The 14,435-nt window shown below is 69.1% G+C and carries 14 protein-coding genes; 9 read left to right on the top strand and 5 right to left on the bottom strand.

Annotated elements, in window-relative coordinates; translation table 11 throughout:
* On the top strand, positions 1 to 198 hold a 198-nt coding region (locus ABT092_RS30065), incomplete at its 5' end, for a hypothetical protein (protein WP_351249517.1).
* A gap of 162 nt (positions 199 to 360) precedes the next feature.
* Here ABT092_RS30065 and ABT092_RS30060 read toward each other — a convergent pair.
* Positions 361 to 1,365 carry a LacI family DNA-binding transcriptional regulator gene (locus ABT092_RS30060; RefSeq protein WP_351249515.1) on the bottom strand — a complete coding sequence of 335 codons (1,005 nt, stop codon included), beginning with the start codon at positions 1,363 to 1,365 and terminating at the stop codon, positions 361 to 363.
* Between the two features lie 142 nt (positions 1,366 to 1,507).
* Here ABT092_RS30060 and ABT092_RS30055 point away from each other — a divergent pair, with 142 nt between their 5' ends.
* The 5 genes from ABT092_RS30055 to ABT092_RS30035 all read left to right on the top strand — a co-directional run bounded on the left by ABT092_RS30055 (position 1,508) and on the right by ABT092_RS30035 (position 6,320).
* Positions 1,508 to 2,644, top strand: a complete 1,137-nt coding sequence (locus ABT092_RS30055) for a cupin domain-containing protein (RefSeq protein ID WP_351249513.1) — start codon at positions 1,508 to 1,510, stop codon at positions 2,642 to 2,644.
* On the top strand, positions 2,641 to 3,402 hold the full coding sequence (locus tag ABT092_RS30050) for an alpha/beta fold hydrolase (RefSeq protein WP_351249511.1): 762 nt from the start codon (positions 2,641 to 2,643) through the stop codon (positions 3,400 to 3,402). Before ABT092_RS30055 ends, ABT092_RS30050 begins: the two co-directional genes overlap by 4 nt.
* A gap of 25 nt (positions 3,403 to 3,427) precedes the next feature.
* The gene (gene hisD, locus ABT092_RS30045) at positions 3,428 to 4,741 is read left to right on the top strand and encodes a histidinol dehydrogenase (protein WP_502968536.1); all 1,314 of its coding nucleotides are present in this window, start codon (positions 3,428 to 3,430) and stop codon (positions 4,739 to 4,741) included.
* Positions 4,738 to 5,502, top strand: a complete 765-nt coding sequence (locus tag ABT092_RS30040) for an SDR family NAD(P)-dependent oxidoreductase (RefSeq protein ID WP_351249508.1) — start codon at positions 4,738 to 4,740, stop codon at positions 5,500 to 5,502. The genes hisD and ABT092_RS30040 overlap by 4 nt, the downstream gene beginning before the upstream one ends.
* Positions 5,503 to 5,585: 83 nt before the next feature.
* Positions 5,586 to 6,320, top strand: coding sequence for an HpcH/HpaI aldolase family protein (locus tag ABT092_RS30035; RefSeq protein ID WP_351249506.1), 735 nt, complete (start codon positions 5,586 to 5,588; stop codon positions 6,318 to 6,320).
* Between the two features lie 52 nt (positions 6,321 to 6,372).
* On the opposite strand, the gene ABT092_RS30030 is transcribed toward ABT092_RS30035, so the two are convergent.
* From ABT092_RS30030 to ABT092_RS30015, 4 genes are all read right to left on the bottom strand, one after another.
* Positions 6,373 to 7,380, bottom strand: a complete 1,008-nt coding sequence (locus ABT092_RS30030; protein WP_351249504.1) for a LacI family DNA-binding transcriptional regulator — start codon at positions 7,378 to 7,380, stop codon at positions 6,373 to 6,375.
* Between the two features lie 223 nt (positions 7,381 to 7,603).
* Positions 7,604 to 8,809 (bottom strand): ornithine--oxo-acid transaminase, encoded by a 1,206-nt coding sequence (rocD, locus tag ABT092_RS30025; protein WP_351249502.1) that lies wholly within the window; start codon positions 8,807 to 8,809, stop codon positions 7,604 to 7,606.
* Positions 8,810 to 8,811: 2 nt separating this feature from the next.
* Positions 8,812 to 9,777 carry an ester cyclase gene (locus ABT092_RS30020; protein WP_351249500.1) on the bottom strand — a complete coding sequence of 322 codons (966 nt, stop codon included), beginning with the start codon at positions 9,775 to 9,777 and terminating at the stop codon, positions 8,812 to 8,814.
* Positions 9,778 to 9,871: 94 nt separating this feature from the next.
* Positions 9,872 to 10,942 (bottom strand): ester cyclase, encoded by a 1,071-nt coding sequence (locus ABT092_RS30015; RefSeq protein ID WP_351249498.1) that lies wholly within the window; start codon positions 10,940 to 10,942, stop codon positions 9,872 to 9,874.
* A gap of 165 nt (positions 10,943 to 11,107) precedes the next feature.
* Between ABT092_RS30015 and ABT092_RS30010 the strand changes: the two genes are divergently transcribed.
* The 3 genes from ABT092_RS30010 to ABT092_RS30000 all read left to right on the top strand — a co-directional run bounded on the left by ABT092_RS30010 (position 11,108) and on the right by ABT092_RS30000 (position 14,304).
* A complete protein-coding gene (locus tag ABT092_RS30010; protein ID WP_351249496.1) occupies positions 11,108 to 12,415 on the top strand; it encodes an ABC transporter substrate-binding protein in 1,308 nt (435 codons plus the stop codon).
* A 159-nt stretch (positions 12,416 to 12,574) separates the two neighbouring features.
* Positions 12,575 to 13,396: a carbohydrate ABC transporter permease gene (locus tag ABT092_RS30005; protein WP_351249494.1), complete on the top strand. Its 822-nt coding sequence runs from the start codon at positions 12,575 to 12,577 to the stop codon at positions 13,394 to 13,396.
* Positions 13,393 to 14,304 carry a carbohydrate ABC transporter permease gene (locus ABT092_RS30000; RefSeq protein ID WP_351249492.1) on the top strand — a complete coding sequence of 304 codons (912 nt, stop codon included), beginning with the start codon at positions 13,393 to 13,395 and terminating at the stop codon, positions 14,302 to 14,304. The genes ABT092_RS30005 and ABT092_RS30000 overlap by 4 nt, the downstream gene beginning before the upstream one ends.
* Positions 14,305 to 14,435 lie beyond the last annotated feature (131 nt).

The following is a 14,435-nucleotide window of genomic DNA, read 5'->3' as shown; positions in this document are numbered from 1 at the left end:
TGGCTCGGCACCCCACCCACCGGCCGCCACATCACCATGCGCGTCGCCGACTGGTACCGCACCGACCACAACAACAAGATCATCGACAACTGGGTAATGATCGACATCCCCCATATCCTCCACCAGATGGGACTCGACCTCCTCGACGACCTCCGCTACTTCACCGACCCCACCCTCCCCCGCTGGCCCCGGAACTGACCCCGACGGGGAAGGATCCGCCACCTCGGGGCACCCCACCGGGCAGCCCGGTCCGAGGGCCCCGCTCCACCGGCACCCACGGGGGCCCGGGGCCCTCCGCACATGATCATCGGGCGGTCGGGCTCCCCCGCCCGCCCGCCCCGAGGCGTTCCGCGCGCGGCGTCACGGACGCGGTGCAGGTCCGTGCGTGTGACGGAGGATCATTTCGGCGGGGAAGACGACCCGTTCGGTACCGGCCGTGTCGACTCCGGCTATCCGCCGGACGAGCAGGCGGGCCGCAGTGCGCGCCATGGCGTGCATGTCGTGGCCGACCGTGGTCAGTTCGAAGGAGGCCCAGGAAGCCATCGGGATGTCGTCGAACCCGATGACGGTGAGGTCCGCGGGGACGCGGAGCCCGGTCTTCAGCGCTGCGTCGAGAACGCCGATTGCGATGACGTCGTTGCCGCAGAAGACGGCGGTCGGAGCGGGCCCGGCGGCGAGCAGTTGGGCGAGGGCGTCACGACCCGTCGCGAACTCGAAGGGGCCGCGCCGCACATGGGTCTCCGGTAGTCCCACCCCCGCTTCGGCGAGCGCGAGGCGGAAGCCGAGCTCCCGGTCCCGTCCCGTACTCGTGTTGGCCGCCCCGAAGATGCCCGCGATGCGCCGGTGCCCGAGCCGGGCGAGTTCCGCGGCGACCAACCGCGCCCCCGCGACGTTGTCCGCCACGGCGGCATCCGCCCGTTCGGAGTCGTCCTCCCGGTTGAGGAAGACGAACGGGAGGCCCCGGCGGATCAGTTCACCGGAGAGCATCGAATCGGTGGTTGCCGTGGTGAGCACCACGCCGTCGATGGACTGGTCCAGCAGCCTCTCCATCGCGACCGCGTCCTCGGATCGCTCGGTGAAGAGCATCATGCGGTACCCGAGCCGTTCCAACTCGTCGTGGAGGGGTGCCACGAGCTGTGGATAGAACGGGTTGGTGAGGTCGGTCACGACGACGCCGATCCGTTTGGTCGCACGGGTCGACAGGCTCCGTCCCGCCTCACTGGGGATGTAGTTCAGCGCCGCCGCCGCTGCCAGCACCCTCTCGCGGGTTCCGGGCGCAACACGAGGATCCCCCCGCAAACTGCGCGAAACCGTGGGCTGCGAGACGCCGGCCAGCCGTGCGACATCGTGACTGGTGATCCCCACCTAAACCCTCCTGAACCTCCGACCCGGGAACACTGAGCATACGTGGACCTAGCACATCGGAACCACAAAGCCGCAGGTCCACTTGACAGAAGGAGAGAATGACGGCCTACTATGCATACGTATTAACACTAAGGAGGAGCTTATGAGCAGCGTGGTGGTCACACAGGAGGAAGCGATCCGGCGCACGGTCCGGCGCAGCCAGTTCGTCTCGTGCAACCAGGCGTTCATCGACTGCCGGACCCCGGGATCGGACCGCAAGGAGAACTACGCGATGATCGGGCCGGGTGTCACGCAGAGCGCCGATCAGGTGGTCAACCTGCGCGACCCCCACGGTTTCAACATCGGCGCGGCCGCGATGCCGAACGGAGTGACCAACAACCTCCATCTGCACTTCACCGCGGAGGTCTTCGTCTGCTTCCGGGGCGAGTACCTGCTGCGGTGGGGGGCCGAGGGCGACGAAGGAGAACTCCTCCTGCGCGAGGGCGACATCGCGTCCATCCCGACGTGGATCTTCCGCGGGTTCACCAACGTCGGCCCCGACGACGGCTGGCTGTTCACCGTGCTCGGACACGACGAGACCGGCGGCATCATCTGGGGCCCGTCCGTGCTGCGCGAAGCAGCGGACCACGGCCTGTACCTGAGCGCGGACAGCCGACTGATCGACACGGTGGCGGGCGACCCCCTGCCCCCGGAGTCGGAGCGGATCGCGCCCATGGCCGACGACGAGATAGCGGCGCTGCGCCGCTACACCGTCGAACAACTCGGCCGGAGGGTGGCGGCCCGGGACCGGCTGTCGTGGTCCGACGCCCCGTTCCTGGACAGCGGACTCCCCGGAGGCGGCGCACGCCTCGCATCGGTGGTCGGCTACGGGATGACCGAGGACCGTTTCCAGGAGCCGCCGGTCCACTACCCCCACGGGCACAACATCTCCTGGCTCGCTGCCGCCCCGGGGCGGGGCATGCTGGCCCATCGGCACGAGGCGACCCAGGTACTCATCGCGAAGGACGGGACCTGGGAGGTCACCCTCAACGACCGGGAGGACGTCGTCGTCCGCCTGGAACCCTGGGACATGCTCTCGGTGCCTGCAGGCGCATGGCGCACCGTGCGCAACACGTCCTCCCAGGACGCGTCCCTGTTGGTCGTCAACGGCGGCGACGGCCGGGTGCGACTCCAGTGGGGCGATGACGTGGTCAAGGCCGCTCTGGAGGCGGGGGTGGCCGTCGACGCCAACGGCTACACGGCACCGGCCGCGCTGCTCGCCCCGCCGCGTGCGCGATGAGCGTGCCCTTCCGGCACGACGACGACCTGCCGGTCGTCCTGGTGCCGGGCATGCTCTGCGACGGCGGGCTGTGGGACGGCATGCGCGGTTCCCTGGACGGAACCGTCGTCGACGCCGTGATCGACGCGCCGAGCATCACGGAGATGGCCGAACAGGTCCTGGGTTCGGTCGAGGGCCGGTTCCGCATGGTCGGACTGAGCCTCGGGGCCATCGCGGGGTTCGAAGCGCTCCGGCTGGCCCCCGAGCGGATCGCCGCGTTCTGTGCGGTCTCCACCAACAGCGCGGCTCCCAGGTCCGAACAGTTCGCCGCCTGGCGCAAACAGGACCGGCTCGTGCGTGCCGGCCGGTTCGAAGCGGTACTGCGCGAAGCGATTCTGCCCGGCATGTTCGCCGAGCGCAGTCCCGCCCCGGAGCGGGCCGACCGGTTCCTGACCATGGCACGGCGGGTGGGCCCGGCGGTGTTCCGGGCCCAACTGGCCGCGCAGTCCACCCGGGTCGACGCGCTCGCGTCCCTGGGCGCGGTGGCCTGTCCCACGCTCGTGGTCTGCGGCGACCGGGACGCGCTGTGCCCGCCCGAGTTCCACCGGCGTATCGCACACGCCGTTCCCGGAGCCCGGCTGAGCGTTCTGCCGGAAGCCGGACACCTACTACCTCTCGAACAACCGGACGAACTGGCGAGCCTGCTGCGTGACCACCTCGCGGGAGCGGACCGCAGCCGAACCGCATCGCCGCCCCGATCCCGCGCTCGTACAACCTGACGGAGGAGACAAGACCGTGCCCCGCATGCTCAAGACCCCGATCCCGACCGAAACGGTCGGCAACGACCTGGAAGAGATCCGCCGCCGGGTGGAAGTGATCATCGCCGACATCCGCGATCGCGGCGACACCGCGGTCCGCTCCTATTCCCAGCAGTTCGACCACTGGTCCCCGGAGTCCTTCAAACTGGCCCCCGAGGAAGTGGAGAGGATCGTTGCGGGCGTACCGCAACAGGTGCTCGACGACATCGAGTTCGTCCAGAACCAGGTCCGGACCTTCGCCCGGCACCAGCGCGACTCACTGCGGGACGTCGAGGTGGAGACCCTGCCGGGGGTCCGGCTGGGACACCGGCACATACCCGTCGACGCGGCAGGAGCCTACGTGCCGGGAGGCCGATACCCCCTGACCGCCTCCGCGCACATGACCGTGATCACCGCCAAGGTCGCCGGAGTCCCCCGGGTCACCGCCTGTACCCCGCCGATCCGCGGCGAGGTCCCCGCGGCAACCGTGGCCGCGCTGCACATGGCCGGCGCGGACGAGATCCTCCTGCTGGGCGGTGTGCAGGCGGTGGCGAGCATGGCGCTGGGCACCACGACCGTCGACGCCGTCAACCTCATCGCGGGCCCGGGAAACGCCTACGTCGCCGAGGCCAAGCGCCAACTGTTCGGCGAGGTCGGCATCGACCTGTTCGCAGGTCCCACCGAGACGCTCGTCGTCGCCGACGAGAGTGCGGACCCCTTCGTCGTCGCCGTCGACCTGCTCTCCCAGGCCGAGCACGGCCCGGACTCCCCCGCCGTGCTCGTCACCACCAGCGAGGCACTCGGCCGGGAGGTCCTCGGCCACATCGAGCGGATCCTTCCCGGCATGCCCACCCGGGACTTCGCCGGGCCCGCCTGGCACGACCACGGTCAGGTGGTCGTGGCCGACTCCCTCGACGAGGCCTACCGGATCGCCGACTCCTATGCCAGTGAACACGTGCAGGTCCTCACCTCGGAACCGCGCCTGGCCCTGGACCGCATGCGCAACTACGGGGCCCTGTTCCTGGGCGAGGCGACGTGCGTCTCGTACGGCGACAAGGTGATCGGCACCAATCACGTGCTCCCCACCCGGGGAGCCGCGCGCTACACCGGTGGGCTCTGGGTCGGCAAGTACCTCAAGACGGTCACCTATCAGGAGATCGCGGACCCGGCCTCCAGCGCGCTGCTCGGCCAGGTGTGCGGAAGGGCCTCCCGGGTCGAGCTCTTCGAAGGGCACGCCCGCTCCGGAGACGTCAGGGCGGCCAAGTACGGCGGCGCCGAGCTGCCCTGGAGCGACCACCGCTTCGCCGGGACGGGCGCATGAGCCGCGTCCTCGCGGGGCGGACCGCGCTGGTGACGGGGGCGGGCAACGGCCTCGGGCGGGAGATCTCCACGGCGCTGGCCGCCAACGGGGCACGGGTGATCGCCGTGGGGCGCACGCACGCCGCGCTCGCCGAGACCGTTGCGGCCCTGCCCGTGCCGGGCCGGGCCGCGGTCTGCGATGTCGCGGCTGCGGAGTCGGTCGCCGCCCTCGCCGACGAACTCGCGCAGGAGGAGGTCTCCGTCCTCGTCAACAACGCCGGAGTCGCCGGGCCGGTCAGCCCGCTCACGGAGGTCACCCCGGACGAATGGGACGAGGTGTTCGCCGTGAACGTCCGCGGGGTCTACCTGATGTGTCGTGCGTTCGTGCCCGGGATGGCCGAACGGGGCACGGGGGACGTGATCAACCTGGCGTCGGTATCGGGGAAGCGTCCGCTGCTGCGGCGCACGCCGTACTGCGCCTCGAAGATGGCGGTGATCGGTCTCACCACCACCCTCGCGGGAGAGGTGGGACCGTCGGGAGTCAACGTCAACTCCTTGTCCCCGGGTCCGGTGGACGGTCCGCGCATGCACCGCAACTTCCGGCTCGAGTCGGAGCGTCTGGGCATCCCCTACGAGCAGGCCGAGAAGGACTTCGTCTCCCGTGCCGCTCTGGGCCGCATGGTCACGGAACAGGAGGTGGGGCTGGCTGTGATCGCCATGTTGCAGATGCCCGGCCTGTGCGCCGCCGACATCGATCTCAGTGCCGGAATGGCGGCCCGGTGAACGCCGGGGCCCGGTCCGACCGGCCGCGAGGTCTAAAGGCACGGTGGGCGGCGGGGGAACGTCTGGTCGGGGGGCTGCTCCGGATGCCGGCGGAGCCCCTGGTCGAGATGGCCGCCCTCGCGGGACTGGACTACCTCGTCATCGATTGCGAGCACGGACCGGACGATCTGGTGGCACTGCAGCACCACCTGGTGGGTGCTCAGGCCTACGGCATCGACGTCCTGGTCCGTGTCGGCGAGGACGAACCGGGGCTCGTCCTGCGCAGTCTGGACCTCGGTGCGAGCGGCGTCGTCGTCCCCCGTGTCGAAGACGTCGAGGACGCCCGGCGGGCGGTGGCGCACGCGCACTACCCCCCGCTGGGGGAGAGGGGCTTCGCCACCTACGGCAGGGCCGGTCGGTACGGCACGGTCGAGGCCGCGGAGCATCTGCGGCGAGCGGCCGAATCGACCCTGGTCGTCGTCATGATCGAGACCGCTGAGGGATGCGACAACGCTCGCGGGATTCTGTCCGTCGACGGCGTGGACGCCGTCCTGGTCGGTCCGGCGGACCTCGCGGTCTCGCTCGGGCTGCCCGAAGCCGGTGCGGTCGACCGGGCGGTCGCCGCGGTGCACGCGGAAGCGGGCAGGGCGGGACGCACGGTCCTGAGCATCGTCGGGGACACCGCCGGGGCCGAACGCGCCCGGAGCACGGGTGCCACGGTGCTGTACAACCTCACCGCCGTCCTGCGGAAGACCCTGGAGGAAGCCGCCGCGGTGGGCTCTTCGAATCCGGGCGGTGTGCAGGACACCGGCGGTCGGGCACCGGACCGAACACTCTGACGGCGACGGTCCGACGGCACGGTGACCGGGTGCGGATCCGGTTGCCGTGCCGTCAACTCGTCGGCGGGGCGGCGTGGGTGCCGCGCTTCACCAGGGTCGTGGTCAGCACCTCGCGCCGCGGGGGCAGGTCGCCCTTACGGTCGGCGATGCGCTCGACGAGCAAGCGGGCTGCCGCAGCGGCGAGGCCGGGGAGGTCGTAGTGGACCGTGGTGAGTCGGAAGGCCTCCCAGCCGGCCATGGGCAGGTCGTCGAAACCGACCACCGTCAGGTCCTCGGGGACGCGGACGCCTGCGTGCACGGCTCCGTTGAGCACGCCGATGGCGACGACGTCGTTGCCGCAGAACACGGCCGTCGGGCGCGGTTCGAGTTCGAGCAGTTCCCGCAACCCGCGGTATCCGGTGTCGAACTCGAACGGGCCGTGGCGTGCGTACTCCGGAGGCAGGCCGACACCGCTCTCGGCGAGGGCCAGCCTGAAGCCGAGCTCACGGTCGCGTCCCGTGGTCGTGTCGGAGGGCCCGAAGATCCCGGCGATCCGGCGGTGCCCGAGACGGACGAGTTCGGCGGCGACGAGTCGCCCGCCCTCGGCGTTGTCGACCACTGCGGCGTCCCCCGCGCCGGCGGCGGACTCCCGGTTGAGGAAGACGAAGGGCAGGCCCCTGCGCTGCAACTCGGCGGGGAGGGTGGAGTCGCTCGTGCCCGTGGTGAGCACCACACCGTCGACAGAGCCGTCCAGCAACTGTTCCCCGGCGATCTTGGCGTCCGACCGCTCGGCCAGGAGCATCATCCGATAGCCCAGTCGCTCCAGCTCGTCGTGGAGCGGGCCGATCAGGTGCGGGTAGAACGGGTTGGTCAGATCGGTGACGACGATGCCGATCCGGCGGGACGCGCGGGTCACCAGGTTGCGTCCGGCCTCGCTGGGGACGTAGCCGAGGGCCTGGGCCGCCTCCCGGACACGGGCGCGCGTCGCCTCGGACACCCGGGGGTCGTCGCGCAGAGCCCGCGAGACGGTGGGCTGGGAAACTGCGGCCAGCCGGGCGACGTCGCGGCTCGTGATCGCCATGTTGTGCCCCCGTGGTCGAAGTGGATTGCGTATGCCATCATATGCCACGCTCAGCCGCTTGCCGCGAGGTCAGCTTCCAGCCCGGTCACGGACTTGTGAGGATCACCTCTCAGGGAACCCGCAGCCAGGGCCGCTGCATGCGTATGTTTGAAGTTCACCCGTTCCGGGCCGCTGACCCGCTGATGCCGAGCCCGACAGTGGGCTCGGCATCAGCGGGGTCGGCTCAGTCCCGGCCCTGCGCGGCCAGGACGTCGGCGAGGGCATCGACCGCGAAGTCCACCTCGTCGGCCGTGACGAACAGCGGAGGTGCGAAGCGCAAGGTGCTTCCGTGCGTGTCCTTGGCGAGGACACCCCGTTCGGCGAGCCCCTCGCAGACGGTGCGGCCCGAAGCCAGCGAGGGTTCGATGTCGATCCCGGCCCACAGTCCCAGGCACCGGACCGCCACGACGCCCCGTCCCTCGAGACCGGACAGGCGGGCCGCGAGCTGCCGGCCCCGTTCACGCACCGTGTCGCCGATCGTGCGGTCCTTGAGCAGTCCGATCACGGCTCTCGCCACGGCACAGCCCATCGGATTGCCGCCGAAGGTGCTGCCGTGCTGCCCCGGGGAGAGCACTCCGAGGACCGGGGCGTCCGCGACCACCGCGGAGACCGGGACGATGCCTCCGCCGAGCGCTTTGCCCAGGACGTACACGTCGGGCACCACGCCCCAGTGGTCGCAGGCGAAGGTGCGGCCCGTCCGCCCCAGCCCCGACTGGATCTCGTCCGCGATGAACAGGGCGCCGTTGCGCGTGCACAGCTCCCGCACCGCCGGCAGGTAGTCCGGAGGCGGAACGATCACTCCGGCCTCGCCCTGGACGGGTTCCACCAGGACGGCGACGGTCGTCTCGTCGAAGGCGTCCGCCAGCGCTGCGGCGTCACCGAAGGGCACCGTGCGGAAGCCTCCGCCGAAGGGGCCGAAGCCGGCCCGCGCGTTGTCGTCGCCGGAGAACCCGACGATCGTCGTCGTCCGCCCGTGGAAGTTGCCCTCGGCGACGACGATGGTCGCCCGGTCCGCGGGCACGCCCCGGACTTCGTACCCCCATTTGCGAGCGACCTTGATCGCGCTCTCCACCGCTTCGGCACCGGTGTTCATGGGAAGCACCATGTCCTTGCCGGCCATCTCCGCGAGTTCCGCACAGAACGGGCCGAGCTGGTCGTGGTGGAAGGCCCGGCTGGTCAGCGTGAGCCGGTCCAGCTGCTTCCTCGCCGCCTCGATCAGCACGGGGTGACGGTGGCCGAAGTTGAGGGAGGAGTACCCGGCCAGGAAGTCCAGGTACCTGCGACCGTCCGAGCCCACGGCCCAGGCTCCTCGGGCGCTTTCCAGGACGACGTCCAGCGGGTGGTAGTTCCGCGCTCCGTGGCGGAGTTCGAGATCGATGACGGACGGCATGTTCACCCCACCTGAGCGAGCAGCGCGAGCTCGTTGTACTCGGCCCATTCCGCGACGACGAGCCGTCCGCGGACATGGATGTGGTGGAAGCACATCAGGGACACGGGACGGCTGCGCCCCGCGTCGTTGACCGCGGTGCCGCGCAACCGGTAGCGGACCGCCACGCGCGAGCGCGTCGGAGTGTCGTCGTTCCAGTACAGCTCCTCCACCTCCAGGTGGAGGTCGGGGAGGAGCTCGTGCCACCGCTCCACCTCGGCTCGGGCGCCCGCGGGGCCGAACCCGAGCCGGCTCGTGCCGAAGGAGTAGGGAGCACCCGGTGCGTAGAAGCGGTCGGCCAGGGTGAGGTCGCGATCGTTGTACAAGCCGTTCAGCAGGTCGGTGACGAAGAGTCCCGCACCGTCCACCTCCTCCGGTACGGCGGGGACCGTCGCGCCCAGGCTCCTGGTGCGCTCCGGCGCCGCCTCTCCGGTGGGCATGCCGGAGGGGCGCAGGGCAGCCACGGCCGGTTCCAGGGCGTGGCCGAGCTGCCGGCGAAAGGCGAGCGCGTTGCCGCCCGCCCACTCCTCGACGTACTGGTCCCCGACCACCACGCAGTGGGAGATCGAACTGTTGCTCACCCGTCGGCCCGTGGGCTCGCCCAGCTTGCTGTGCCCGTCGTGGGTGCCGCGGGCGACCCATCGCATGGAGGTCCGGTAGCCGCTCTCGTCGTCGCCCGTCCAGATGGTGTCGTCGATGACGCCGTAGTAGTCGGAGAAGCCGCGCCGCCGCTCCGCCGTGTCCGCGGTGACGGCCTCCTCGCCGACCAGGTCACCGCCGTCGGTCCAGATCACGGAGTCCTTCGGATACCACTTCGGGACGAGTTCCGGCCGGCGGTCGTTCCAGATCTGGTAAGTGGTGCGCTCGACGAAATCGACGATGTCCACGAAGGGATAGCCGTCCATCGACTGCGACGGGGCCCGGTCAACCACGATGTGTCTTCCTTTCGAAAAGCGGCACGTCGTGCCGCTGCGGTGCATCTTCGTCAGCGTGCTCCGGCACCGGCCCGCCGGCCGGTGCGGTGTCTCAGCCCGTGACGTCCTTCCCGCGGGCCTCCGCCCGCGCTGCGGCGGGCGCACCCGCCGAAGCGGTCCCTCGCTCCTCGTTGGTCTGCTGGATCTGGATCATCAGGGCGAGTTCGTCGTACACCCGGTACTCCTCGACGACGCGTCCGTCCGCCACGACGTACTGGGTGGAGCCGAGGATCTCGACGCGCTGGCCGGACCCGGGGCCGAAGCGTTCCGTTCCGCCGTAGCGGCCCGTCAGCAGCCACACGAGGGAGACCCGTCGTCCCTTGCGGTGGTCGTCGTGCGCGCAGACGTCCACGACGCGGAGTTCCGCCCCCGAGAAGGGGGCCAGCAGGTCGAGCGTCTCGGTGGAGTACTCACGGAGACCTTGCAGCAGACGCCCGCGCGAGGTGCGCAGCACGACGTCCCGGTCCACGTACCGGGGCAGGACGTGGAGCATGCGCGCGTTCCAGAGGGTCTCGGTCATCTCCACCAGCCGTGCGCAGTCGTCCTCGGCCGGCCCGGGAGTCCGCACACCGGACACCCCGCTCTCCAGCGGACTCGCCGGCAGGGGGCCGATGTCCAGCGGGCTCCAGGGACGGCCGCGGGCCAGCCGGGCCGCGACCTCGGCCGGATCGAGGCCGAGATCGACCACCAGCCGGTACTCGTCACGGACCACCCACTCCTCCACGATGCGCCCCCCTCGCACCAAGCAGTGGGCGAGCGCGCGCTTGGCGATGCGCCGGTGGGTGGGCGGGCCGTATCCGGTCCACCCCGAGTTGGTCGCGGTGCTGAAGACCCGGTGGGAGGAGATGAAGGAGTCGACGCCCCTCGGCTCCCAGACCACGTCCTCGCCCCGGCCGACCTCGTCCGGATAGGCGCTGATGCTCATCGTGGTTCCGTCCAGCACGGGCTGGATTCCCCGCACGCTCCCGAGGGCTCCGTGGACGACGACGTCCGGCGCGTAGTAGGTGCTCGCGATGCGGCCTATCCCTCGCTCGGTCCAGATCTCGTCGGTGCATCCGAGGACGTACGCCTCGACGCTGTCATAGGGGCGGTATGCGGAGGCGGCAAGCGTGGAACTCATCATGACACGGCAGGCTATACATACGCTTGCACAGTTGACAAGGCATTGCACCGGAGGGCACTACGAGACCTTTAATCCCTACTGAACAGCAACTATCGGGATCTCTTGACAGCACTGAGGGAGCTCATCAAGTATACGGATGCATAACCCGTTACCTGGAGGTTTCCGATGCCTGTACTCCGCACGTCCAAGTCGCTCTCCCTGGTGGCGATCGCAGGTGCGCTGGCTCTGACGACCGCGTGCGGGGCAGGTTCCAAGGCCGCGGGCGGCGATCTGAAAGCGGTCGAGTGCGACATCCCGCCGAAGACGTCGGCCACGGTGAACGTGCTCGCCTACAACTCATCGGCCACCGACCCCTTCACCAACGCCATGGTCAAGAGTTGCTCCAAGAACGGGGTCACCGTCCGGCACGCGCCGATCGACTTCAGCGGTCAGTACCAGAAGACGGCGACCACCCTCGCGGGCAACCAGGGCACCTACGACATCATCGAGATGTACTCGGGCGCGGTGCCGCGGTACGCCTCGACGGACAAGCTCCTCGCGCTCGACTCGCTGTTCGCCAAGTACAAGGACGAGTACCGGCTCGGCGAGATCGACGAGACGATGCTCAAGGGGCTGTCCTACGACGGGAAGCTCTACGCGCTGCCCACCCAGGCCAACGTCGGCGTGCTGGTCTACCGCAAGGACGTCTTCGACGAGCTGGGACTCCAGCCGCCGAAGACCTACGCCGAGCTCAAGTCGTCGGCCGAGAAGATCAAGCAGTCAGGGCAGGTGAAGCACCCCATCGCGCTGCCCTTCGCCGACAGCACCTCCACCCTGTTCGAACAGACGATGGCCTCGCAAGGCCTGTCGTACGTCGATTCCGGTACGGGAGAGGTGACCTTCGGGTCGCCGCAGGCGAAGAAGGGGGTCGAAGCCCTCACGGCGCTGAAGCCCTACATGGACCCCCAGGTCCTCGCCTTCGACCAGCCCCGTGTGCAGCAGCAGCTGTTCAACGGCAAGGCCGCGATCGGGATCATGTACTCGGGTCGGATGGCCGACCTGTCCAATCCCAAGTTCACCACCCACGCGGACAAGTTCGCCTTCGCTTCGCCGCCCGCCGTCGAGCCCGGCGGCAAGCCGGGGTCGCTCGTCTCGGTCGACGGGTGGTCCATCCCGAAGAACAGCAAGATCGACCCCGACCTCCTGTTCCGGATGATGGCCGCATCGATCAGCCCGGCCGCCTCCCGGCAGGCCGTGCCTGCCGCCTATCCCGCTCGGACGGGAGTCGTCAGCGACGGGACCGCCCCCTACACGGCGGCCGTCCGCCACGCCCTGGACAACGGGGCGGTGACGCCTCCGGCGGAAACGTGGCTGGGAAACATGCAGAACGCCACCAGCCCGCTGCTCCAGAAGGCGTTCAGCGGCAAGGCCTCCGTGGAGTCGGTCCTCCGGCAGTGCCAGAAGGCAGGCACCGCCGCTCTGAAGGGCAGCTGAAGCACGGTCCGGCCCGCCCCGGCGGACGCGCGGCCGACCCGTGGCGGTCCCGCTCCGCCGGGGTTCCCCGGCTCGCTGACCCATCGTTTCGATTCTCTACGAAAGGCCGCCATGAGGCGTCGTGATTTCGCAGTGGGCGTGGCTCCCAGTGTGATCGTCATGGGTGCGCTGCTGGTTCTTCCACTGATGTACACGTTCGTCTGGAGTTTTCAGCGAGTCGAGTACGGCGCACCCGGACAGTGGATCGGATTCAGCAACTACTCGCAGGTGCTGCGTGACCCCATGTTCCATACAGCCGTCGGATTCACCGTCGGCTTCGCCATCGCCCACACGGCCGTGGTCCTGGTACTCGGCTACGGACTCGCGCTGCTCCTGCACCGGGCACGCCGAGGGCGCTCGGTCTTCCTCGGCATCCTGCTGGTTCCCTACATCATCCCGGCGGTCATCAGCGCCACCGCGTTCTCGTGGCTGTTCGACGACAGTTTCGGCGGACTCGCCAATCAGTTGGTGGAGAAGCTGACCGGTGAGCACGTCGAGTGGTTCACCAGCACCTGGCCCAACCGCTCACTGGTTCTCGTCGAGGCCACCTGGGCGGCTGCCCCCTTCGTCATGCTGGTGCTGCTCGGCGCGCTGAAGGGCGTTCCCGACGCGCAGATCGAGGCGGCGATCGTCGACGGGGCGAACTGGTGGCAGCGGCAGCGCCACGTCGTGATCCCGCTGCTGGGCCCCATGTTCCGATTCATCGCCCTCATCGCCGTCATGGGCGGGCTCGGGGTCTTCGACGCCCTGGTCCCCCTCTCACCCAACGCACAGACCGTGGGCACGCAGTCGGTCAGCATGTACGTGTACGAGAACGCATTCGCACGGGACCAGCAGAACCTCGGACTCGGCAGTGCGGTGAACGTCCTCATGCTCATCGTCATGTGCGCGCTCATTTCGCCATTCGTTCGCCAGGTCTACAGGGAAGTGAAAGGGACATGAGCACCACGACCCCAACCGCCGCCGGCGACCGTACCGAAATTCCTGAGCAGCCCCCGGCCAACAAACAGGGGAAGTACTCTCTTTCGCGGCGTACACGGCGCACCACCGTGCTGGTCACCCTGGCGCTGACCGCCGTGACCTTCGTCATGGTCTCCCCCATGCTGTGGACCCTCATGACGGCCACCAAGCCCATCGACACGGCGTTCGCCAGTCCACCCCAATTCTTCTACCAGCCGTCGTTCGAAGCGTTCGTCAGCCTGTGGGAGGGGACGGACTACTATCGATTCGTCCTCAACTCCGTGATCATCGGGGTGATGTCCCTCGTCATGACACTGCTCGTATCCGCTCCCGCGGCATACGCGCTCTCACGGTTCGGCGGCCGGGCTTCCGCCCTGATTCTCGCGCTGGCCATGCTGTTCCGCGCCATTCCGGGATTCGCCATCATGCTGCCGTTCTACCAGTTCATGACGGACCTGGGGCTCTACGATTCGAAGCTGGGACTCGCCCTCGCATTCGTCGCCGTGGACCAGCCGTTCACGATCTGGCTACTGCGCAACTTCTTCATGGCCGTTCCGTTGGAGTTGGACGAGGCCGCCATGATCGACGGCTGCTCCCGCTGGGGCGCTTTCGCCAGAGTCATCCTTCCGGTCATGGGCCCCGGGCTCATCACCGCCGGAATGTTCGCCTTCCTGCTGGCCTTCCAGTCCTACCTGCTGCCCGTCGTCCTGACGAACGTCGACGCCCTCACCGTTCCGGTCTTCCTCTCCGCTCAGGTCGGACAGTCAGTTCCACAATTGCATCAGGCATCAGCCGGAGTGATCCTCTTGGCCCTGCCCATCTTTGCGCTGGCGTTCATCGCGCAGCGATATCTAGTCGCGGGCCTGACCAACGGCTCCGTCAAAAACTGAGAAAACTGTGCACGGTTCGAGATACGCAGAGAACACGGAGTGTCTTCATGAGTGTTGTTGAGTCGAACAAGGGGTTGGTGTCGGGGCTTCTGGCGGAGCTCGCGGCGGCGGCGCCGGGGGGTGCGGAGGAG

The sequence above is a fragment of the Streptomyces sp. NPDC002490 genome (assembly GCF_040296045.1).
GTDB lineage: Bacteria > Actinomycetota > Actinomycetes > Streptomycetales > Streptomycetaceae > Streptomyces.
Note: the sequence above shows the minus strand (reverse complement) of the source record. Positions and strands in the feature narration are given on the sequence as shown.

Coding starts and splice junctions, on each gene's coding strand:
- ABT092_RS30040 (WP_351249508.1), top strand. CDS start 4,738: ATGAGCCGCGTCCTCGCGGGGCGGACCGCGCTGGTGACGGGGGCGGGC.
- rocD (WP_351249502.1), bottom strand. CDS start 8,809: ATGCCGTCCGTCATCGATCTCGAACTCCGCCACGGAGCGCGGAACTAC.
- ABT092_RS30000 (WP_351249492.1), top strand. CDS start 13,393: ATGAGCACCACGACCCCAACCGCCGCCGGCGACCGTACCGAAATTCCT.
- hisD (WP_502968536.1), top strand. CDS start 3,428: ATGCTCAAGACCCCGATCCCGACCGAAACGGTCGGCAACGACCTGGAA.
- ABT092_RS30055 (WP_351249513.1), top strand. CDS start 1,508: ATGAGCAGCGTGGTGGTCACACAGGAGGAAGCGATCCGGCGCACGGTC.
- ABT092_RS30050 (WP_351249511.1), top strand. CDS start 2,641: ATGAGCGTGCCCTTCCGGCACGACGACGACCTGCCGGTCGTCCTGGTG.
- ABT092_RS30010 (WP_351249496.1), top strand. CDS start 11,108: ATGCCTGTACTCCGCACGTCCAAGTCGCTCTCCCTGGTGGCGATCGCA.
- ABT092_RS30035 (WP_351249506.1), top strand. CDS start 5,586: ATGCCGGCGGAGCCCCTGGTCGAGATGGCCGCCCTCGCGGGACTGGAC.
- ABT092_RS30030 (WP_351249504.1), bottom strand. CDS start 7,380: ATGGCGATCACGAGCCGCGACGTCGCCCGGCTGGCCGCAGTTTCCCAG.
- ABT092_RS30005 (WP_351249494.1), top strand. CDS start 12,575: ATGGGTGCGCTGCTGGTTCTTCCACTGATGTACACGTTCGTCTGGAGT.
- ABT092_RS30015 (WP_351249498.1), bottom strand. CDS start 10,942: ATGATGAGTTCCACGCTTGCCGCCTCCGCATACCGCCCCTATGACAGC.